This is a genomic window from Sphingobacterium sp. B29, from assembly GCF_001952815.1.
GTDB lineage: Bacteria > Bacteroidota > Bacteroidia > Sphingobacteriales > Sphingobacteriaceae > Sphingobacterium > Sphingobacterium siyangense.
Genome location: NZ_CP019158.1, coordinates 1637064 through 1657847, shown reverse-complemented (window position 1 = coordinate 1657847; position 20784 = coordinate 1637064). Strand labels below are relative to the sequence as shown.

Below are 20784 nucleotides of genomic sequence, written 5' to 3'. Positions count from 1 at the left end.
CCGCTCTAATCTTTGTATAAAACTAAGCTCTTTCATAACTGCCACCGCAACTGTATCTTAACCTCTGACTTTCTATTACCCTCAATTTGGTCCAGTCCAGTCCCAATACTCTCTCGCCCCGGATAATAATAGACCGCATATTTGGTCCATACCTGAAGATGGCGGCTTAACCGATACTGCAGATTGAAATACATTCTCCATCCCCTTGTATTGTACATTCCAAAACCAGATGCATATAATACATCCTGCTCATAAGCATAGATCCGATTATCATAACTTGCCGCATCGAAATACGCAACGCGTATATTCGACTGAAATTTTCCCGCGCTAGACTTCCAGAGCAAATCTTGATAAAGCATATAACCGAAACTATTTTCCTGATACTCTTTTTGGAATAAATTAGCTTCTACACGGGAGCGAATCGTCCATATTGAACTTAGGCGGTAATGAAATTCTACCCTGAACTGCTGTTTGCTGGTATTTACAAGCCCGTGCTCGGTTTGTCCCTCTCCCTGGTAATTAACTTGTTTAAATCGGTTACGATAGCGCAATGAAAGTTGGCCTTTTTTGTACCACATGTAACTCAGCTGGCTAAAAAAATCAGCGCCTGTAGATAGCGTATCAGCCTGATACTTTGCTCCCGGGAAACGAAATATATCCGCATAATTGGACCAGAGCAATTTTCTACCCAATTGATACGTTAGTCCCAAATAAGCCCCCTGCTCGTTGGAGGTGTTATCCGATTCACCAAATCCCTGTCCATAAAAAGTATGAAAATTCTTTTTATAGTCCCGCAGCAATACAACCGATGATAAACGTGGGTGCAAACTTATCATAGATCCTGCTAACAGTGCTGAACCGCCATCCATGCTGCTTGCATACTCACCAAATAAATAAGCATTCCGAATCGTATAGTTTGCATATAGACTTATATTTCGCAAAAAATCACCTTCAAAGTCCGCCTTTTGCCGTATACCATTGCCTTTTGTTTTAAAGGCATTCAATTGTGTCTGATTGAGATGAACCCCCATTTTGAACCTTTTATAGCGCCACAATATATTCAATCCATAGGCCAGTTGAGAGGCGGCATGACGGTATTGCTGTTCGGTTGCAGTCCGATGCAAGCCTGAGCTTGCGATCGTTGAAATCGTAGGCGGAGAAGTTGTATGGTTAACTTTTCCATCAATGGATTGGTAGGAGAAATAAGGTGTAATTTCAATGTGCCTAATCTGTAATGTTCCTGCAATGCCACGCATAAAATTAGCCTCATTTAATGAGGTATATGACTTTACACCGATCCCTTGTCTTGCAGTATGCTGTACCAATCCCCCTTTTCCAAAATTCAGACCATTCCACATACTGAGTCCCTGGCCAAATTGCAACGCGTAATCGCCGATCACGATATTTTTGAAACGGCCTAAAGACTTTATTGATATACTTAAGCTATAGAAATCAAATCCCATTTTTTGCCTGTCTCTAAAAAATGGTTCCCCCGCATCTTTCTCCATATTAACTGCGAGATGAAACCCATCGTTTAACTGGGCTCTATACCTAACAGCATAGCGATTGGCATCGCCAAGATAATGGGATTTCGTCGTATCGACTATACGGTATCCCTTTGCTTTTTCGAGTATCCGGGCGTACCGTATTATAAATTCCTGTTTAAAATTTCTCGATTTCAGGGTTTCAAGGGGAGATCCCGGACCTACCCTTACGAAGGGTAACAACAAACTGACTATCCGCTCATTAAATCCTTCAATGGACTGTAGTTCGAGTACGTTGATAAAATTCCCTGAAATGGTCCTATGGGCCAATAGGTGCTCGATTAATAAAGGGTTCAAAAATTGTAATTCAGTGAGTTCTCTGCCATCAGTTTTGTTGAGATCGATCGGGTGTTTGAGATAATGAGACCACTTTTCAGTGAATTCACTCAAATCAGCATCCTCAGGAAGCTCTTCCGATAAGCTTTCAAATAAATCTTGGAGATCGATTTTTTCATTTGTTTGCGCCGTACAGGTTAGTCCAATAAAACAACCTATAAAGAGCAAAATTTTGCTACAATATTTCATAATAGGTTTTAATTAATATTGGCTAAATGCTAGGCGATGAACCTTTTATCCCGGCAGAAAAACGGTTCACTGGTATGAAATTAGGAAATATAAAAGAATAAAAAAAAGCCTGATGAAAAATTTCATCAGGCTTTTTTTATTCTTTTATGATCAGATCAATTAAATATCAATTTTAGCATAACGTGCATTTTTTTCGATAAATTCACGACGCGGAGCAACTTCATCACCCATCAACATCGAGAAGATACGGTCACATTCTGCCGCGTTTTCAATAGTTACTTGTCTTAAAGTACGCGTTTCAGGATTCATGGTTGTATCCCATAACTGTTCTGCATTCATCTCTCCAAGACCTTTATAACGTTGTACGTGTACGCTATCCTCTTTACCACTTCCTTTCAAACGTTGAATTGCATTGATACGTTGGTCTTCATTCCAAGCGTACTCATGCTCTTTCCCTTTTTTCACCAAGTATAGCGGCGGTGTAGCGATATATACATATCCTCTTTCGATCAATTCCTTCATGTATCTGAAATAGAACGTCAAGATCAATGTTGTAATGTGGGACCCATCCACATCGGCATCGGTCATGATGATGATGCGGTGATAACGTAATTTTTCAATATTCAATGCCTTAGCATCTTCGGCAGTACCTACACTCACGCCCAAAGCTGTAAACATATTTTTGATCTCCTCATTTTCGTAGATCTTATGTTCCATCGCTTTTTCAACGTTCAGGATCTTACCACGTAAAGGCATGATCGCCTGATGCTTTCTATCACGACCAGACTTGGCAGTACCACCCGCAGAATCCCCCTCGACAAAATAAATCTCACATTTGGTAGGATCGTTGTCTTGACAGTCGGCTAATTTACCTGGAAGTCCAGAGCCACCCATAACGGTTTTACGTTGGACCAAATCACGGGCCTTACGTGCAGCAGCACGTGCTTGAGCCGCAATGACAACCTTTTGAACAATAGATTTTGCCTCACGTGGATTCTCTTCCAGATAAACACCTAAGATCTCACCAACAGCAACATCTACAGCCCCCATCACCTCGGAGTTACCTAATTTAGTTTTGGTTTGTCCCTCAAATTGAGGTTCTGCAACCTTCACCGAAATTACAGCTGTCAATCCCTCGCGGAAGTCATCACCGGTAATTTCCACTTTTAAGTTTTTAAGCAAACCTGACTTGTCCGCATATGCTTTCAAGGTACGTGTCAAACCACGACGGAAACCTGCAACGTGAGAACCACCTTCAATCGTATTGATGTTATTCACATAAGAATGGACATTCTCCGAATACGTATCGTTATATTGTAAAGCCAGTTCAACAGGGATACCTTGTTTCACGCCTTCAACATAAATTGGTTCAGGAATCAACGACTGACGGTTACCATCTAAAAATTTCACAAACTCTTTCAGACCACCCTCTGAATAGAATGTTTCTTTCTTTTCAGAGCCGTCTTCATTTGCTTCACGCTCATCATTCAACGTCAAACTCACACCTTTATTTAAAAATGCAAGTTCACGAAGACGATTTGCCAATGTATCGTAATTATAAACGGTAGTCTGCGTGAAAATTGTCGCATCTGGATGGAACGTTACAATAGTACCCGTCTTATCCGAAACACCAACTTCTTTCACATCATACAAAGGTTTACCAATTTGGTACTCCTGCTGGTAAATCTTTCCATCGCGATGGACCTCGGCCTTCAAAAGGGTAGACAGGGCATTCACACAGGAAACCCCAACACCATGCAGACCACCAGAAACCTTGTATGTATCTTTATCAAATTTACCTCCGGCGTGCAATACTGTCATTACAAGCTCTAGGGCTGATTTATTCTCTTTTTTGTTGATCCCTGTAGGAATACCCCGACCGTTATCCCGGACAGAAATCGAGTTATCTTTATGGATAGTAACAAAGATATCTGTACAATATCCTGCTACAGCTTCATCGATTGAATTATCAACAACCTCGTATACCAAATGGTGCAATCCTTTTACACCGGTGTCACCGATATACATGGATGGACGCTTACGAACCGCCTCTAAACCCTCTAATACCTGAATATTATCGGCCGAATAGGTGGATGCATTCTTATTTTCTTCGCTCATTGAAAACCTCTTAAATGTAATATTCAAAAATACGAAATTTTGGCCGATTTATCAAGTCCGTGAACAAGTATTGAACCTATATTCCGAATTATAATACATAGGATAATTTTACTTTTTTATTACTAAAAACTAGAATTTCGATTTTTTTATGTTAGGTTTGTTTTCAGTAATAATTTGCAAATAACAAAAAAATGAACACTATATTTTCAATTGTATCGAAAGTTTCCTTTGGCCTTTTATTGGTTGGAACTATTGCATCATGTAACCAAGGTGCAAAAACAACAAACGAACCTGCAAAAAATGATTCCAATACGGTAAGCAAGGAAAGCCAGGGAAGTAACAAAGATAAAATCGTCTATTTAAACTCGGATTCACTTTCTGAAAAATATCAATATTTTAAGGACATTAAATCAAAGCTTGAAAACAAGGTAAAGAAAGCACAAACGGATCTGCAATCTAAAAGTACTGCATTCCAACGCGAAGTTGCCGAATATCAAAAAAATGCAGCTACAATGTCTGCAACTGATAGACAAGCTACTGAACAAAAACTAGCACGTAAACAAGATGAGCTTGCACGTTTAGACCAAACAGCTTCTTCTTCTATTGCAAAAGACGAGTCTGAAGAGTTCAACAATGTTTATAATAAAATTACCGAATTCCTGAAAAAACATGCCGCAGAAAATGGTTACAAGTTGGTATTGACTTATTCGAAAACCAACCCTACCGTATTATATGCTGATCCTTCTTTGGAAATTACCAACGAGGTAATCAAACAACTAAATGAAGAATATAAATCTTCAAACAAATAGAAGATCATAATAATTTAGGAAAGCCATCAACTGAGTTGATGGCTTTTTTTATTTTCTTTCTTATCTTGTCCTTGGAAAAATTAGATTTATGGTCAGAACGATTGTTGAAAAAGAAATCGCAAACTACGAATGGATAGATATCTCTGAACCGACCTCAGAAGATTTCACCTTCATCAAAGAGCGCTACAATTTAAATGAAGCTTCTATCAAGGACTCCAAAGAACCTGAGCATCTACCTAAAATCGAAGAATTTGAGAACTATACATTCGTTATCCTTCGTGTCATGTCAGACAATTTCAAAGAAAATTCAGATAGCATCGGCGAGATTACCGACCGCCTGACCATCTTCTACGGAAGTGATTTTGTGATTACTGTACACAAACGTCGCATCGAATTTTTAGAAAAACTTAAGAACATTGAATTTACGTCCATCAAGACAAAAAACAGCCGTAAACTGGCTGTATTTATCACGACTGCAGCAGTATTTACCTTTAGCCAAACCTTAGAGCAACTTTCAACACGCATCGATGCATACGAAGAATTGATTTTTCTGAAACGCATGAAACAACAGCCCATACTGAAAAACCTCTATTTTATCAAAAGGCAGATTGATGTTGCACGAAAGGTCATCTTTCTCTACAGAGAGGTCGTTGAGCATTTTCATTCCTCGTCCAAAAAAGATGTGTACACCCGCGATTTAAAAGATCTCCAGGTCCGGACATCAACCTTGTACGAAAACTTATCGGAAAATGTAGCACAGCTACTGAATGTATATTTCAACATCTCGTCTAATCACACCAATGAGATTATGCGCATCCTGACGATCTTCTCCGTATTTTTTATGCCAATCACTTTTGTGGCAGGAATTTATGGAATGAATTTCAAAAATATGCCCGAATTAGAATGGTACTATGGATATCCAGTGGCCATGGGAATCATGGTCGCCATATCCCTTGCGATTTATTTGTGGTTCAAAAGAAAAGGTTGGCTATAATAGGCCAACCTTTTTCTTTGCGGGTGTAACCAGAAAATCTTTAAGATAGAATGGCTCAAAATAAGCAACATCCTCAAACTCTTTCCGCTGAAATTTATCAAAGGCCAATGGCGATAGAAAAGCCGCGGAAACATTAAATCCGCTCAGCACATCCACGCGATCCGTTGCACTGAACAAATCTTCGAATTTATCGGCTCCCGAACCAAATAAATGGACACGATGGTAGTTCAGCAATAATTCATTGAAATACTCAACATCGATGATTTCCGCAGATGTCGCTCTCTCCAATATAGCGTTATGATTATAAACTGCTGTATAGACTTCCATCCGACGGGCATCGAGCATAGGAAGGTAAGCTTCATCTTCTGTTAAACCGAATTGCCCTTTATAGCCTAAAAACAACGCTTCTAACGTGTTAATGGCGATTAAAGGTACATCTAAGGCATAACAGAGACCTTTGGCCGTAGACACCCCTATCCGCAAGCCTGTATACGAGCCTGGCCCCATACTCACCGCAACAGCGTTCAAATCCTGCATCTTTCGGCCTGTCTGTTTAAGAATTTCCTCAATCAAAATAGTCAATTTAGCCGCATGAGCATTTGGTTCATCGAGATCGATGACTTGCAACGTTTGACCATTTTCACTCAAGGCAACCGAACATACAGCGGTTGATGTATCAATTTGTAAAATTAAATTATTCATCGTCGTTATAGAAATCAAGGTACAGGATCATGCCCATGGCCACCCCAAGGGTTGCAACGCGCAATTCGTTTCAAAGCCATCCAGCCACCTTTAAAAGGACCATATTTCAGAATAGCTTCCTTACCGTACTGAGAACAGGTAGGTGTATATCTACAATTGGCGCCTAAAAATGGTGAGATAAAAACTTGGTAGAAACGAATAATAGCCAAGAAAATAAAACTAAACAAGGGTCTAATCCCCTTTTTCCAAATAAGCTTCAGCACATTCATCCTGCAATTTTTTCAGCATTTTATTCATTGCGGTGCTAAACACATCATACGCTAAGATCTGCTTGCCTACATATTGAATAGCTAGATACAAAGTTACATTATGTTTCAACAAAAATGGAATCAAATCATTCGATTTTTGTAAACGGTAACTCTCACGCATCATTCGCTTAATCGAATTGCGATCAACTGCTCTTTTGAACCTACGTTTGGATACGGAGATAATAGACTGACTGGAGGGAATATCGTCAGTCAAGTTGTTTTTCTCGAAGATAAAAACAACTCTAAACGGATACAAGACAAAAGAAGAACCGCTCTTAAAAAGCGTATCAATACGCCTTTTCGCACATAACCGTTCTTCTTTTGTAAATGTATTTTTCATACGATGACTTAATCTTACTAGAAAAAGCTCTTATAAGCGGCCACCGATCCTTGTCAAAGATTAACCTTTGTGACGGTATTCGTCAGACACTGTAAGACGTTTTCTACCTTTAGCTCTACGTGAAGCTAATACTCTTCTACCGTTTGCAGAGCTCATACGCTCTCTAAAACCGTGTTTGTTTCTTCTTTTTCTTTGCGATGGCTGAAATGTTCTTTTCATGACGCTATTATGCTAATTTGTTCTTACTTCAATTAATACAAAACTCCCCAAGAGGAATGCAAAAGTAAAGTTTATTTTAGACAAAAACAAACAATATTACGAACATTTAAAGTTAATGTGAAGCAGACAAGCTAATTTATTCAGCTACAGCTTCAAAAAACAATTTTTCACCTACCACAAAATAAAAATCAGCACAGTTTGACTGTGCTGATTTTTATAAATGAGATATATACCTTACACTATTTATTTTTCAAAATATCCCTGATCTCAGTCAAGAGTGTTTCTTCTTTCGTCGGTGCTGCGGGTGCCGCCGGAGCTGCTTCCTCTTTACGTTTCAATGAATTTAATGCTTTGATAACACAAAAAATACAGAATGCTACAATTAAAAATTGAATAACCACATTAATAAAGTTTCCATAATTAATGGATACTTCAGCTTGTTTAGTAGCTTCATCAGCGGCCTTCAAAATCAATTTTTTGGATGAAAAATCAACACCGCCTGTTAAATAACCAATGGGCGGCATGATAATATCGTCAACCAATGAGGTGACAATTTTACCAAAGGCTCCACCGATAACAACACCGACAGCTAGATCGACCACGCTGCCGCGCATTGCAAACTCTTTAAACTCTTTTAAAAATCCCATATTTAAATTTTTTAGTCCATAAATTATGACAAAACTAGTAATTGTCACTTAAATCTAATTAAAATATGCCAATTTTTTATCGTTAAACTCATATTGTGCTATATTTTCTAGCCTATGTCCTATTTATATAAAAACATACGCAACTCGCACCGCCCCAATTTTTATTAACTTAATTTCTTATATTTGCGCGTTAACTAGTAAAATATCAAGATATATTGTATATTGTTAGTACTTTATTTCATACGGTAATTAAAGCCCAGCATCAGATAGCATATCTATGAAAAAGATTCTTATAGCAGACGACCACGGTATTGTACGGTTAGGAGCCTCCGTTATTATTAAAGAAACTCTTCAAAAGGCAGAAATATTCCAAGCTGAAACCTTTGACGAGGTTCTTGAAAAAATAAAGGTAGAGGATTTCGACCTGTTATTGTTGGACATTAATATGCCGGGAGGAAATAATATACGCGTCGTTGAGGAGATCCTTCAAATTCGACCAAGCATCAAAATTTGATTTTCTCGTCTTATGACGAATCACTATATGCGCTACGCTATATCGAAGCAGGAGCGGTAGGCTATCTCAACAAAACAACAGCAATGGCTGAACTTTCCAATGCTATTCTGGCTATTCAGGATAGAGGGAAGTATATGTCGAGCAATGTACAGGATCTATATATTCAGAAATTGACACAGAGCAAGTCTGAACTGACGAAACTAAATCCCTTGGCACGTCTGTCAAATAGAGAGGTGGACGTTGCTAAACAATTAATAAAGGGACTGGGGATTATTGAAGTATCTAGCTTGTTGGAGTTAAGCCCTTCAACAGTGAGCACGTATAAAAGCAGAATCTTTGAAAAACTCAATGTTTCTAATATTCCTGAACTTATTGAACTTTTCAGAATACACTCCAACAACTAGTCATTTTGTTGGAGTGCATTTTTATCCTACTAAATTAACTCATCCATCGTAACAACTGGAACATCTTTTACGTTCAGGTCTTTTAAAGGCTGAGATTTCTTATAAGAATACCCCACCTCTGCTTCTAAATCCCATAACATCGGTGCTAAAAAGTTGAGGCAGGTCGTAAAGCCTTGAACCGTTGCAGAAAAATCACCTGTATCTTTCGAATTCTTAGCTTCATTTTCGATCTCAAAGGGACCACTGAAACCACGTTCTTGCAATAAGTCAACAAAGCCTCGCCAATCCATACTGTCGGATCCACCAAAGCCAGGTAACATTGCTTCATAGTGATGTCTATCCCAGTCATGCCCAGGAATACTTACATTGGCCTTTTTAGCCAATTCGGCATCAACATGCTGCATAGGGTACATTCCACCCCAATCAATACGTGCAGCGGTCTGTAAATTACGCGTAGTCTTCACATGTATACGCTGTAAGCGGCTGATGTCTGTATTACGAATAACCTCAATTGGATTTGTATTTTGCCAAACATCATGTGAAGGATCATAGATCTCGCCATGCGCTTTACTCGGAATCATCGCATACATTAATTTACGAGCGGCTAGCACAGCGGGAAGATTGTTATAGGTAGAGCTATAACGTGATGAGCGCCATCCTTCCATTGGGCAGTTCTCATAGAGGATGGTTACACCTAAACTCTCTGCATAATTAACAATGGGAGCAAATACACGTTTGTATTCTTCAAGATTTTTTTGAAATCCATCAATTTGATTGCCCAATTCGTGATTATACCCAACGAATGTTCCTACCTTGACGTTATTTGCATCACCACCAAGCAAATGTGCAATACGGATCAATTTCAATAAATGATTTTGATTCTTCACACGTTGCTCAGGATCACCACCAATCATATTTTCAAAAGCACCAAGCGAAAGTTTTAAATCAGCCTGATTGAACAGCTCAATTATTTCCCTCGCTTTTGCAGGAGTAAAATCATCATAATCCAAATGTGTTGCGGTATGATCTTCTCGGGTACCATCTTTTCTAAACACACAAAGGTCTATCCCCCCGGCCCCGATTCTTTTGGTCGTCTGAATCAACTCCGGTAAGGATAATTTATCAAATGCAGAACTCATTACCCATACAGGGTTATTTAATTTTGTCGTCATAGCTTGTATAATTGTCTTATTTCGGTATTTAAAGATACTAAAAAAGCCATCCGATTGGATGGCTTTTTGTTATTTTATGGTGAATCAACTAGTCTACATTGTCATGTAGAAAAGAATTGTTCGGTCTGATTTCAGTATTTCCATCTTCAAAAGAAAGCGTAAAACGAGACACCTGAGATTGTGAAGAATGCGGTGTATCTTCCAATGACATTTGTTTTCTCTTATAAGCAGGCTCATTTTCCAACTCATGTAAACCATTAGAAGATTTTAATTTCATGCTTAATTCTTTAAGACGCAAAATACGCTCTTTCGTACGAACGAGCTGATCTTCAAACGACACCTGTTCTTCTTCCACTTGCGGGACTTCTACTTGTTCATTTGTTGTACTTGATGAAAAAGTAGGTTTCTCCTCATATGCTGAAGCTGAAGGTGCTGTATAAGAATCGAAGACTGTTGGCATCTGGAATTGAAACACAGATGGCGAAGTTTTCAATTGAAAATCATTGTCTCCAAATGAAGTCTCCTCTTCATAACCACCATCAAAACCTAAATCATGACGTATAACTTGAGGTTCCTCAACAGCCACCTGTTGTTGCACAGCATTTCTTGGTGAAGTGAACAAATCAGATTGCAAATTATTTGGCGTTGAGGTATTAGAAGAAGGGGTCGGTGTATCCACACGTTGAACCGGAGTCACGAAACTATTCGTAGCTGGAACTTCTCTTGGTGCTACCTGAGAAACAGGTTTGATAAAAGAATTAGCCGGTTCAGCAGTTAAGGGCATAGACACCTTTGTATTTTCACGTTCTTTATCGCGTTCTTCAGATGTTTGAAAACCAGTAGCAATAATTGTTACTGACAACTCATCCTCAAAGTTCTCGTCAATACAGTTACCCCAGATCAAATCAGCTGACAAACCAGCTTTTTCCTGAATGTAATCCGTAATGATTGCGACCTCATCCATTGTTACTTCTTTTGTTCCAGAAGTAATATTCAATAAAATATAACGAGCGCCTTCGATCTCATTGTCTTTCAATAAAGGCGAAGCCAAAGCACCTTCTACAGCACGCAATGCACGGTCTTCACCTTCAGCTATTGCGTTCCCCATAATAGCAACACCGCTATCATTCATGACAGTACGCACATCTTTAAAATCGACGTTTACATAACCAGGGATCGTAATAATTTCGGCAATACCTTTTGCAGCGGTAGTTAAAATATCATCCGCTTTCGCGAAAGCAGCTGTCATCGTTAGATTCCCGAAGATTTCACGCAAACGATCGTTAGAAATAACAAGATAAGAGTCTACATATTTACGTAATTCCGAAAGTCCTTCCTCCGCTTGAGAACGACGGCGTTTACCTTCAAATGTAAATGGTGTAGTAATAATCGCAACAGTTAAAATACCCAATTCTTTGGCAGCTTTCGCCAATACGGGACTAGCACCAGTACCGGTACCACCACCCATACCAGCGGTAATAAACAACATCTTGGTATTGGTACCCAACATACGTTTGATATCTTCAATACTTTCGATTGCTGAATTTTCACCTACATCAGGATCTGCTCCCGCTCCCATACCTTCGGTTAGACTTATTCCCAATTGAACTTTATTTGGGATCGGGCTCAATTCCAATGCTTGCGCATCAGTATTACACACGATAAAATCTACCCCACTAATTCCTTGTTTATACATGTGGTTTACGGCATTGCCGCCACCACCACCAACCCCAATAACCTTGATTATTGAAGATTGTTCTTTTAACATTTCAAACTGTATTGACATAACTTATCCCTATTTAACTTACAATGAAGATGATATCAAAACGAATCAAACCCACTATATGTAATGTAATAATAATATAATTTCAACAAAAGTTTTCCACATTTGTTAAATTGTGGAAAACTTCAACTATTGTGGAAAACTTACTTCTTATCTAAAAAACTTGCGTCATCGATTTCGTTGCCGTCTTTGATAAAACGTTTGAACCATGACAATAATCCTTGCTCTTTTTGTTGTTGTTCAGAAACCTCTTTTGTTGTCACCGTAGCAGCCTGCACTTTTTTCGATGGGGCGTGCATTTCTCTACGGCTATCTTCTTCTTCCTCATGGGATTGAATTCCCTTAATCAACAAGCCAATACTTGTTGCGTACAAAGGACTTTTCAATTCTTCAAACAACGGTTTTGGTAAAACCTCATTCTTAGAAAGATATTCATTCGGAAATCCGATACGACAATCTATCCCAGTAATATACTCAACAAGTTGTACCAGATGTTTTAATTGAGCACCACCACCGGTAATAACAATACCACCGATCAGCTTATTTTCATATCCAGAAGATTTGATTTCATAATACACGTGCTCAATAATTTCTTCCATTCTAGCTTGAATAATATAAGCCAAATTTTTAACGGAAATTTCCTTTGGTTCACGACCTTTCAATCCTGGCACACAAATCACCTCATTTTCTTTATTTTCATCAGCTAGAGCCGATCCGAAACGAGTTTTCAACAATTCAGCCTGAGAACGCAAAACAGAACATCCCTGACGGATATCTTCCGTTACAATATTACCGCCTAAAGGAATCACAGCAGTGTGACGAATAATTCCTTCATGGAAGATGGCAACATCTGTGGTTCCACCACCGATATCCACTAATACAACTCCAGCATTTTTTTCGTCTTCATCCAATACAGCTTCAGAAGACGCTAAAGGTTCGAGAATCAATTCAGCAACTTCCAGATTGGAATTATCAATACATTTCTTGATATTTTTAATATCCGTTACACGTCCCGATATAATATGGAAGTTTGCTTCAATACGACGACCAGCCATACCGATTGGTTCGCGAATTCCGGGTTCGTTATCTACCGTAAACTCTTGTGGTAAAACATGTATAATTTCTTCTCCTGGAGGCAGTACCAGTTTATACATATCCGAAATCAGTCGTTCGATATCGCGTCGAATGATTTCATCATCACCATCAGTTTTGGTAAATATTCCACGGTGTTGAATACTTTTGATGTGTTGGCCAGCAATTCCCACATTCACCACTTTAATATCCACATTGGACTGTGCTTCGGCTATCTCGACAGCCTCTAAAATGCTTCCCACAGTTTTCTGGATATTAGCAACCACCCCCCTGCTTACACCTGCAGAGTCAGCTTTGCCCACACCTAATAATTCAATTTTGTTTCCTGAGCTACGTCTCCCAACCGTAACACAAATTTTGGTAGTACCAATATCGAGTCCCACGATAATTGGGTTTTCTCTTTCAATTTCTGCTGCCTTTGAGTTCATAATTTCCTGTATTGTTGCTGTATTACTATAATGTATTATTTGCTACTTTTTTTGTTTGATCATCTGAAAAACTCCAGTTTCCCCGCTTTTCACAGATAATCTGACCTCCATATTTTACGTTGACAACACCGTAAGCATTTATACCCACTTTTGGCATGATCTGCGTATAAAAGGTCTTTAATAATTCAAATTTTTGTTCCAATGAATCTGCCGATCCAACAATCAACTGCTGTGTCCCTATACGAGGCACAAGTTCAATATCCTTATCCCCGTTGACATAGATCTGCACAACTTGATTACTCCATAATTCATCGTTTTTGATAAACTCAATAACCTTCACCAAATCTTTAACCAAGGGCGTTGATATGGTATCCAGTGCTTCATTATATCCTTCTGCGATGTTACCCGTTGCAACCATGATATGCGGTATATACTTCAACGTTGTCGGTATCTTCAACCCATTGGGGTCCACATAAAATTCTTTTCCATTTTTGTTGATGACCCGCATGACAGCCTCGCGCTGACTAATATTAATTCTGATCGTACCATCCATATCGGCATGTATACTGGCATCGGAAACATACGGTAATTTGCGCAAGGTTTTTTCAACCTTTTGAAAGGGAATTCCATTGACTTTCTTTCCCGCGAAACTACCATAGTTTTGTTCTATCAGTTTGGAGATATCAGCCTGATCAATAAAAGCTTCTGTGCCTTCAATGACAATTTTAATCTCTTTACAAACCTGCTGCTCATCACGTTTCCCCACAATAGTCATAATCACGACGACAACTATTACGCCGATAAAAAACAGCGTAAAGTAGAGTACACGATTCCATTGTATGTTACGTAATTTTTTAAGCATGCCCTAAAATTTCCTGTAACGGTTTAACCAATTTGTCAATATCACCTGCCCCAACTGTAACAATCAGTTCCGGCTTTTCATCGCGCGCGAATTCCAAGACTTCTTCTGCAGTTACAAGCTGTTTTTTCTCTGCCGTAATTTTATCCAATAACCAACTCGAATTGATCCCTTCAATTGGAAGTTCCCGAGCTGGATAAATTTCCATTAACAACAGATTGTCTGCCATGGACAGTACCTCTGCGAAACCATCCACAAAATCCCGTGTACGGGTAAATAAATGCGGCTGAAAGACCACATTTAGTTTTTTTGTGGGATACAATTTGCGCATCGAAGTTAAAAATGCACGCAGTTCCTCTGGATGGTGCGCATAGTCATCGATATACACCGCTCCAGGTTTACGGACAATATATTCAAACCTTCTTTTTACTCCTTTGAATGTTGTCAATGCTTTCTTGATCGCTTCATTTTCAATCCCAAGTAAACGGGCTACTGCAATCGCGGCTACCGCATTTTCAACATTATGGGTACCAGGAATACCTAAATGGATATCGTCTATCCGCCCGTTGGTATCTTGGTAGTCAAAAAAGAACTCTCCGTCGCGTACATGCACATTGGAAGCATATGCATCAGCGATTTCATGGCCTGAATAACTTATTTGCCCCGCAAACTCGAGGCCTTTTTTTATAATACGTGTACCTCCTTCAACTACTTTATCCAAGAACAATTGGAATGATTCGAGCAGATGGCTTCGATCTCCATAAATGTCCAAATGATCCGCATCAGAAGAAGTTACTATTGCGATATTGGGGTGAAGCGTCAGAAATGACCGATCAAACTCATCAGCCTCAACCACAACTGTATTATTATTTCCATAAAGCACATTGGTACCGTAATTAGAACTGATTCCGCCCAAAAAGGCAGAACAGTCGTAACCCGAATCTTTCAATACATGTGCCACCATTGTAGAAGTTGTCGTTTTACCATGTGTACCGGCAACAGCGACCGTAAATCTACTCTCACTAATGATCCCCAAAACCTGCGATCTCTTATATAGTATATGTCCTTGAGATTCCAAAAAAGCTTTAATCTTCGAATCTTTAGGAATGGCTGGTGTAAAAATGACTAATGTCTCCGCTGTAGGTACATGAAAAATAGCATCAATCGTATTGATATCATCCTGATATGAGATCGCGATTCCTTCCTTGACTAAGGTTTTAGTCAGCTCAGTTTCTGTACGGTCATATCCATTCACCTCACAGCCCAAATGCTTAAAATAGCGCGCAAGACCACTCATGCCTATACCACCTATTCCGATCAAGTAAACTTGTTTTATTGCATCTAGATTCATACTTCGTCTATTTCTTATTAACCAATTTATACACCTCCTCGGCAATCTGCACGTCAGCATTCAACTTACCGAGTTTTTTAATATTTTCACTTAATTGTGCAACATGAGCTGCGTCTTTTAATAAAGTTAAAGCAGCAGGCACCAAGTCTTTTTTTGCATCACTATCCTTAACCAATAACGCAGCCCCCTTATTGACCAATGCCATTGCATTTTTGGTCTGATGGTCTTCGGCCACATTAGGCGAAGGCACAAGAATAACAGGCTTCCCGACTACACAGAGCTCAGAAATCGTACCGGCTCCAGCGCGGCTAATAATTAAATCTGCCGCTGCATAAGCATAGTCCATACGCTGTAAAAAGGCCAACATCTTAATATTGCCGGGCAGCTGACCTGTTAACTCCTCCCGTAACTTTTCGACGTAGAAACTACCGCATTGCCAAATCACCTGCACTTCTTCCTTCAGCTCATTAAGGTAAGCAACGACACTTTCATTTAATGTTTTGGCCCCCAAACTTCCGCCGAGCACCAAAATTGTCTTTTTGTGTGGATCTAACCCAAAGAACGTTAAAGCTTCTTCTCTTTTCCCGGCTATCGCAATGGACTCGCGTCTTATTGGGTTCCCAGTGAGTAATACTTTCTCAGCAGGAAAAAATTGCTCCATCCCCTCATAGGCAACACATATCTTTGCTGCCTTTGCCCCAACTTTTTTATTGGTCACACCTGCATAGGAATTTTGTTCCTGCACAACAGTTGGCACACCCAATTTATTCGCCATCATTAACAAGGGTCCGGAGGCAAAACCGCCTACACCTACAGCCACATCCGGTCTAAAATCCTTAATTACACTTTTTGCCTTATTCAAACTTTTCATAAGTTTAAATGGCAAGAAGATATTTTTCCACAGCTGCTTTCTATTGATCCCCTGAATATCAAGTCCAATAATCGGATATCCGGCAGCTGGCACTTTATCCATTTCCATCCGGCCATTGGCACCCACAAATAAAATTTCATTTGCAGGATCCATTGCCTTCAGTGCATTTGCAATTGAAATCGCCGGAAAGATATGTCCTCCGGTCCCACCACCACTAATAATTACACGAATTGCCATGCTCAATTTTTTATTATGCTGGAATTGATCCTATAACCACTTTTTTCGGTTTAGGCTTTTCATCCAGCTCTTCTTTACCTTTTAATTCTTCAATATTTCTGCTCACACTCAGGATAATTCCTAAAGCGACACTCGTAAATAGAATAGATGTTCCTCCCATACTCACGAGTGGAAGCGGAACCCCCGTTACTGGTCCTAAGCCTACAGCAACAGCCATATTTGCTAGGGCCTGAATCGTCAAACTAAATCCCAAACCCGCTGCCAGAAAAGTACCGAAAGCTTTGGGACTCATCGTGACAATACGTATACATCGATACATAAAGGCCAGATATAGAAATAGCAGGATTACCCCACCGACTGTCCCGTACTCCTCAATAATAATAGCATAAATAAAATCGGAATATGGATGCGGCAATACATTTCGCTGAACGCTATTTCCCGGGCCTTTACCAAAGAGCCCTCCTGTAGCAATTGCGATCTTTGCATTGTTTGCCTGATAATTTTTATCATCCTGGAAGGATACCGTTTTATCTACTTTTTCAGTATGAAAAAAAGATTTTACCCGACTGATATAGGTTGCCCTACGTGGACCAAAAAAGATAACCATCATCAGAAGAATACCACCACCACAGCAGACGATAGCAATTTGTTTAAAACTAATCCGGCCGATCAACAGCAATAAAACACTCACTCCAAATAGCATTAATGCTGTAGATAAGTTGGCCAAGGCAATCAGAATAAATACACCGCACACCGATCCCATAATAGGTAAGAACGATTTTTTAACATCCTTGATCTCTTCCTGTTTCCGGGATAACATCCGCGCAAGAAAGACAATGAGTGACAACTTTGCCAAATCCGATGTTTGAAACGTTAAACCGATACCAGGTATGGTCAACCAACGACTTGCCTCATTAACTTTACTACCAAACAATAAAGTAAACAGCAATAAGGGGATTGTAATGCCCATCATAATTTTGGATATACCAGCGTAATACCGATAATCCAACTTATGGGAAAGATACATGAGGATAAACCCAACGGCAATAATAGAAAAGTGTTTTAACAAATACATTTCTGTTCCCTTCCCTTCTTTATACGCCAATGTACCCACCGAACTGTATACAGCCAAAAGTGACCATCCCGATAAGATAATCACAATGATCCATATCCATCGGTCACCCTTCAATTTAGACATTATATTCTGTAGCATATCCTTCCTCCTCTTATTGGGTTATACCATTTATAATTCCATTACAGCCGCTTTAAATTTATCGCCACGATCTTCATAGTTCTTGAACCAATCAAAACTAGCACAAGCAGGAGACAATAAGACGGTATCACCTTTTTGCGCCAAGTGCGAAGCCAACACCACCGCATCTTGCATAGAGGTGCTATTGACAATAATCTCCACATCTTGTTCAAATGCTTTATGAATAGCAGCCGTATCTTTTCCCAAACAAACAATAGCACGCACTTTGTCTTTCACCAAATCAGCAAGCATACTGTAATCGTTTCCTTTATCTACACCACCTAATAACAATACGATTGGTGTAGAGAAACTTTCCAAAGCATACCATACCGAATTTACATTCGTTGCCTTTGAATCGTTAATGTAATTCACACCGCCGATACAGGCTACATGTTCCAGGCGATGTGGAATATTCACATACGAGCCCATGCTCTCTTTCATCACTTGATTTCTCAATTCCTGCACTTTCGCAATTAACCCAGAAGCCATGCTATTATAAATATTATGCTTCCCCTGCAATGACAATTCCTCAGCTCTCATAGTGAATGTATCGTTATTTGGTGTATTAATAATTATTGTCTTATTGGCATTCAAATAAGCGCCCAATTCAACAAGTTGTTCCTGTGTAAAAGGCAAATAAGTCCCTTTACTATGATGTCTTTCCAATCCTTTAATTGTTTCTGGATCGTCCAGGCAGTATATAAAATAATCGTTCTCCGTTTGATTCTGAATCATCCTAAATTTTGAATCCACATAATTTTCCATTTTATGGTCGTAGCGATCCAAATGATCAGGCGTAATATTCAATATAACAGCAACATCCGCTCTAAAATGGTACATATCGTCCAGCATGAAGCTTGATATTTCCAAGACATAGCAATCAAACTGTTCTCTAGCTACCTGAAGCGCAAAGCTCTTTCCAATATTACCGGCCAACCCGACATTGAGACCGCCATGCTTAAGCATCTCATAGGTCAACATGGTTGTTGTAGACTTCCCATTTGATCCTGTAATACAGATCAACTTTGCGTCGGTATACTGTGCCGCAAATTCAATTTCTGCAATCACGGGTATATTCTTTGCTTTCAGAGCGACCACCAAAGGCACCGTCTCTGGAATACCGGGACTCTTCACAACCAAAGCGGCATTCAAAATCCGTTCTTCATTGTGACTACCTTCTTCAAAAGCTATTCCCTCGACTTTCAATTGTTCCTTATAGTGGTCCGCAATCAGTCCTTTATCGGATACAAATACATCAAATCCCTTTTCTTTTCCAAGAATAGCCGTTCCGACACCGCTTTCGCCGGCGCCTAAAATGACCAAACTTCCAGATTGAGGATAATATGTTGTTGCAATGTTTGACATCATTATCTAATTTTCAATGTTACAATGGTAAGAATGGCCAATATGATTCCTACAATAACAAAACGTGTTACAATTTTTGCTTCGTGATAGCCTTTCTTTTGGAAGTGGTGGTGTAATGGCGACATCAGGAAGATCCTTCTACCTTCACCATATTTCTTCTTTGTGTATTTGAAATACGATACTTGAAGAATAACCGAAAGGTTTTCCAACAGAAACACACCACATAAAATCGGAATCAACAATTCTTTCCGGATCAGGATAGCAAAAGCAGCAATTATACCGCCTATTGCCAAACTTCCCGTATCACCCATAAAAACTTGGGCAGGATACGTGTTATACCATAAGAAACCTACGCAGGCTCCCACAAATGCTCCGGCGAAAATCACAAGCTCTCCCGAATTAGGGATATACATGATATTGAGGTAATCCGAAAAAATTACGTTACCCGACACATACGCTAAAATTGCTAAAGTGACACCGATGATAGCAGAAGTACTCGTGGCCAAACCATCGATACCGTCCGTAATATTTGCGCCGTTTGAAACTGCCGTAACGATAAAAATAACGACAACTAAAAAGACGACGAAAGTCAGATAGTCGCTCTGTAATCCGAATATTTTAAACACCTTAGCATAATCAAACTCGTTATTTTTATAAAACGGAATATTTGTCTTAGATGATTTTACGTTTTCAGCATAGGTTTTCTCCCCCGTACCTTCATTGATAACCACTTCAACGGGCTTGGTAGAGGTTGGTTTATCCACCCCTTTTCGAACAACGATATCTGGATGAAAGTACATCGTACAAGCAATTATGGCTCCCAAGCCAACTTGTCCAACAACCTTAAACTTACCAGCTAAGCCCTCTTTATTATGTCTAAAAACCTTTATATAATCATCTAAAAATCCAATTGCACCCATCCAAAGTGTTGTCACAATCATGATAATCACATAGATATTCGTCAATTTTGCAAATAACAAGGTCGGGATAAGGATACCTGCAATGATGATGATCCCACCCATTGTTGGCGTACCAGCTTTCTTTTTTTCTCCTTCAAGCCCCAAATCACGAATTGTTTCTCCGACTTGCTTATTATGCAAGAATTGAATCAATTTTCCCCCAAAAACCGTGGTAATAATCAATGAAGCGATTACAGCCATAGATGTCCGAAACGAGATGTATTGAAACAAACCTCCTCCAGGTATATGAATATATTCGCTAAGCCACGTAAAAAGATGGTACAACATATT

At 39.4% G+C, this 20784-nt stretch carries 20 protein-coding genes; 4 read left to right on the top strand and 16 right to left on the bottom strand.

What is annotated here, in order from left to right; genetic code table 11:
- Positions 1 to 32: 32 nt before the first annotated feature.
- Both BV902_RS06915 and gyrB read right to left on the bottom strand, forming a co-directional pair.
- A complete protein-coding gene (locus tag BV902_RS06915) occupies positions 33 to 2069 on the bottom strand; it encodes a helix-hairpin-helix domain-containing protein (RefSeq protein WP_075991298.1) in 2037 nt (678 codons plus the stop codon).
- A gap of 159 nt (positions 2070 to 2228) precedes the next feature.
- On the bottom strand, positions 2229 to 4187 hold the full coding sequence (gene gyrB / locus BV902_RS06910) for a DNA topoisomerase (ATP-hydrolyzing) subunit B (protein ID WP_075991297.1): 1959 nt from the start codon (positions 4185 to 4187) through the stop codon (positions 2229 to 2231).
- Between the two features lie 191 nt (positions 4188 to 4378).
- On the opposite strand from gyrB, the gene BV902_RS06905 reads away from it, so the two are divergent.
- Both BV902_RS06905 and BV902_RS06900 read left to right on the top strand, forming a co-directional pair.
- Complete coding sequence (locus BV902_RS06905) at positions 4379 to 4996, top strand: OmpH family outer membrane protein (RefSeq protein ID WP_075991296.1); 618 nt, start codon at positions 4379 to 4381, stop codon at positions 4994 to 4996.
- 88 nt (positions 4997 to 5084) lie between these two features.
- Positions 5085 to 5990, top strand: a complete 906-nt coding sequence (locus tag BV902_RS06900; protein ID WP_075991295.1) for a magnesium transporter CorA family protein — start codon at positions 5085 to 5087, stop codon at positions 5988 to 5990.
- Here the strand turns inward: BV902_RS06900 and tsaB are convergent.
- From tsaB to mscL, 5 genes are all read right to left on the bottom strand, one after another.
- Positions 5985 to 6692 carry a tRNA (adenosine(37)-N6)-threonylcarbamoyltransferase complex dimerization subunit type 1 TsaB gene (gene tsaB / locus BV902_RS06895; RefSeq protein WP_075991294.1) on the bottom strand — a complete coding sequence of 236 codons (708 nt, stop codon included), beginning with the start codon at positions 6690 to 6692 and terminating at the stop codon, positions 5985 to 5987. The genes BV902_RS06900 and tsaB overlap by 6 nt on opposite strands.
- 14 nt (positions 6693 to 6706) lie before the next feature.
- Positions 6707 to 6961 carry a membrane protein insertion efficiency factor YidD gene (gene yidD / locus BV902_RS06890; protein WP_075991293.1) on the bottom strand — a complete coding sequence of 85 codons (255 nt, stop codon included), beginning with the start codon at positions 6959 to 6961 and terminating at the stop codon, positions 6707 to 6709.
- Positions 6924 to 7340, bottom strand: a complete 417-nt coding sequence (locus tag BV902_RS06885) for a ribonuclease P protein component (protein ID WP_075991292.1) — start codon at positions 7338 to 7340, stop codon at positions 6924 to 6926. The genes yidD and BV902_RS06885 overlap by 38 nt, the downstream gene beginning before the upstream one ends.
- Positions 7341 to 7400: 60 nt before the next feature.
- Positions 7401 to 7559, bottom strand: a complete 159-nt coding sequence (gene rpmH, locus BV902_RS06880) for a 50S ribosomal protein L34 (protein WP_075991291.1) — start codon at positions 7557 to 7559, stop codon at positions 7401 to 7403.
- Between the two features lie 239 nt (positions 7560 to 7798).
- Complete coding sequence (mscL, locus tag BV902_RS06875) at positions 7799 to 8206, bottom strand: large-conductance mechanosensitive channel protein MscL (RefSeq protein ID WP_046673978.1); 408 nt, start codon at positions 8204 to 8206, stop codon at positions 7799 to 7801.
- A 277-nt stretch (positions 8207 to 8483) separates the two neighbouring features.
- Between mscL and BV902_RS28015 the strand changes: the two genes are divergently transcribed.
- Positions 8484 to 8720, top strand: a complete 237-nt coding sequence (locus tag BV902_RS28015; protein ID WP_237242002.1) for a response regulator — start codon at positions 8484 to 8486, stop codon at positions 8718 to 8720.
- Complete coding sequence (locus BV902_RS28010) at positions 8717 to 9124, top strand: LuxR C-terminal-related transcriptional regulator (RefSeq protein ID WP_237242000.1); 408 nt, start codon at positions 8717 to 8719, stop codon at positions 9122 to 9124. The genes BV902_RS28015 and BV902_RS28010 overlap by 4 nt, the downstream gene beginning before the upstream one ends.
- 29 nt (positions 9125 to 9153) lie before the next feature.
- On the opposite strand, the gene BV902_RS06865 is transcribed toward BV902_RS28010, so the two are convergent.
- The 9 genes from BV902_RS06865 to mraY all read right to left on the bottom strand — a co-directional run bounded on the left by BV902_RS06865 (position 9154) and on the right by mraY (position 20781).
- Complete coding sequence (locus tag BV902_RS06865) at positions 9154 to 10296, bottom strand: sugar phosphate isomerase/epimerase family protein (RefSeq protein WP_075991290.1); 1143 nt, start codon at positions 10294 to 10296, stop codon at positions 9154 to 9156.
- Positions 10297 to 10384: 88 nt separating this feature from the next.
- On the bottom strand, positions 10385 to 12082 hold the full coding sequence (gene ftsZ, locus BV902_RS06860) for a cell division protein FtsZ (RefSeq protein ID WP_075991289.1): 1698 nt from the start codon (positions 12080 to 12082) through the stop codon (positions 10385 to 10387).
- Between the two features lie 140 nt (positions 12083 to 12222).
- Positions 12223 to 13599, bottom strand: a complete 1377-nt coding sequence (ftsA, locus tag BV902_RS06855; RefSeq protein WP_070564959.1) for a cell division protein FtsA — start codon at positions 13597 to 13599, stop codon at positions 12223 to 12225.
- Positions 13600 to 13624: 25 nt separating this feature from the next.
- The gene (locus BV902_RS06850; RefSeq protein ID WP_075991288.1) at positions 13625 to 14461 is read right to left on the bottom strand and encodes a cell division protein FtsQ/DivIB; all 837 of its coding nucleotides are present in this window, start codon (positions 14459 to 14461) and stop codon (positions 13625 to 13627) included.
- Positions 14454 to 15809, bottom strand: a complete 1356-nt coding sequence (murC, locus tag BV902_RS06845) for a UDP-N-acetylmuramate--L-alanine ligase (protein WP_075991287.1) — start codon at positions 15807 to 15809, stop codon at positions 14454 to 14456. The genes BV902_RS06850 and murC overlap by 8 nt, the downstream gene beginning before the upstream one ends.
- A 7-nt stretch (positions 15810 to 15816) precedes the next feature.
- Positions 15817 to 16917 (bottom strand): undecaprenyldiphospho-muramoylpentapeptide beta-N-acetylglucosaminyltransferase, encoded by a 1101-nt coding sequence (murG, locus tag BV902_RS06840; RefSeq protein WP_075991286.1) that lies wholly within the window; start codon positions 16915 to 16917, stop codon positions 15817 to 15819.
- Between the two features lie 13 nt (positions 16918 to 16930).
- On the bottom strand, positions 16931 to 18130 hold the full coding sequence (locus BV902_RS06835) for an FtsW/RodA/SpoVE family cell cycle protein (protein WP_075991285.1): 1200 nt from the start codon (positions 18128 to 18130) through the stop codon (positions 16931 to 16933).
- Between the two features lie 30 nt (positions 18131 to 18160).
- Positions 18161 to 19534 carry a UDP-N-acetylmuramoyl-L-alanine--D-glutamate ligase gene (gene murD / locus BV902_RS06830; protein ID WP_075991284.1) on the bottom strand — a complete coding sequence of 458 codons (1374 nt, stop codon included), beginning with the start codon at positions 19532 to 19534 and terminating at the stop codon, positions 18161 to 18163.
- 2 nt (positions 19535 to 19536) lie between these two features.
- Positions 19537 to 20781 carry a phospho-N-acetylmuramoyl-pentapeptide-transferase gene (gene mraY / locus BV902_RS06825; RefSeq protein ID WP_075991283.1) on the bottom strand — a complete coding sequence of 415 codons (1245 nt, stop codon included), beginning with the start codon at positions 20779 to 20781 and terminating at the stop codon, positions 19537 to 19539.
- Between the last annotated feature and the right edge of the window lie 3 nt (positions 20782 to 20784).

Coding starts and splice junctions, on each gene's coding strand:
- BV902_RS06915 (WP_075991298.1), bottom strand. CDS start 2,069: ATGAAATATTGTAGCAAAATTTTGCTCTTTATAGGTTGTTTTATTGGA.
- gyrB (WP_075991297.1), bottom strand. CDS start 4,187: ATGAGCGAAGAAAATAAGAATGCATCCACCTATTCGGCCGATAATATT.
- BV902_RS06905 (WP_075991296.1), top strand. CDS start 4,379: ATGAACACTATATTTTCAATTGTATCGAAAGTTTCCTTTGGCCTTTTA.
- BV902_RS06900 (WP_075991295.1), top strand. CDS start 5,085: ATGGTCAGAACGATTGTTGAAAAAGAAATCGCAAACTACGAATGGATA.
- tsaB (WP_075991294.1), bottom strand. CDS start 6,692: ATGAATAATTTAATTTTACAAATTGATACATCAACCGCTGTATGTTCG.
- yidD (WP_075991293.1), bottom strand. CDS start 6,961: ATGAATGTGCTGAAGCTTATTTGGAAAAAGGGGATTAGACCCTTGTTT.
- BV902_RS06885 (WP_075991292.1), bottom strand. CDS start 7,340: ATGAAAAATACATTTACAAAAGAAGAACGGTTATGTGCGAAAAGGCGT.
- rpmH (WP_075991291.1), bottom strand. CDS start 7,559: ATGAAAAGAACATTTCAGCCATCGCAAAGAAAAAGAAGAAACAAACAC.
- mscL (WP_046673978.1), bottom strand. CDS start 8,206: ATGGGATTTTTAAAAGAGTTTAAAGAGTTTGCAATGCGCGGCAGCGTG.
- BV902_RS28015 (WP_237242002.1), top strand. CDS start 8,484: ATGAAAAAGATTCTTATAGCAGACGACCACGGTATTGTACGGTTAGGA.
- BV902_RS06865 (WP_075991290.1), bottom strand. CDS start 10,296: ATGACGACAAAATTAAATAACCCTGTATGGGTAATGAGTTCTGCATTT.
- ftsZ (WP_075991289.1), bottom strand. CDS start 12,082: ATGTCAATACAGTTTGAAATGTTAAAAGAACAATCTTCAATAATCAAG.
- ftsA (WP_070564959.1), bottom strand. CDS start 13,599: ATGAACTCAAAGGCAGCAGAAATTGAAAGAGAAAACCCAATTATCGTG.
- BV902_RS06850 (WP_075991288.1), bottom strand. CDS start 14,461: ATGCTTAAAAAATTACGTAACATACAATGGAATCGTGTACTCTACTTT.
- murC (WP_075991287.1), bottom strand. CDS start 15,809: ATGAATCTAGATGCAATAAAACAAGTTTACTTGATCGGAATAGGTGGT.
- murG (WP_075991286.1), bottom strand. CDS start 16,917: ATGGCAATTCGTGTAATTATTAGTGGTGGTGGGACCGGAGGACATATC.
- BV902_RS06835 (WP_075991285.1), bottom strand. CDS start 18,130: ATGCTACAGAATATAATGTCTAAATTGAAGGGTGACCGATGGATATGG.
- murD (WP_075991284.1), bottom strand. CDS start 19,534: ATGTCAAACATTGCAACAACATATTATCCTCAATCTGGAAGTTTGGTC.
- mraY (WP_075991283.1), bottom strand. CDS start 20,781: ATGTTGTACCATCTTTTTACGTGGCTTAGCGAATATATTCATATACCT.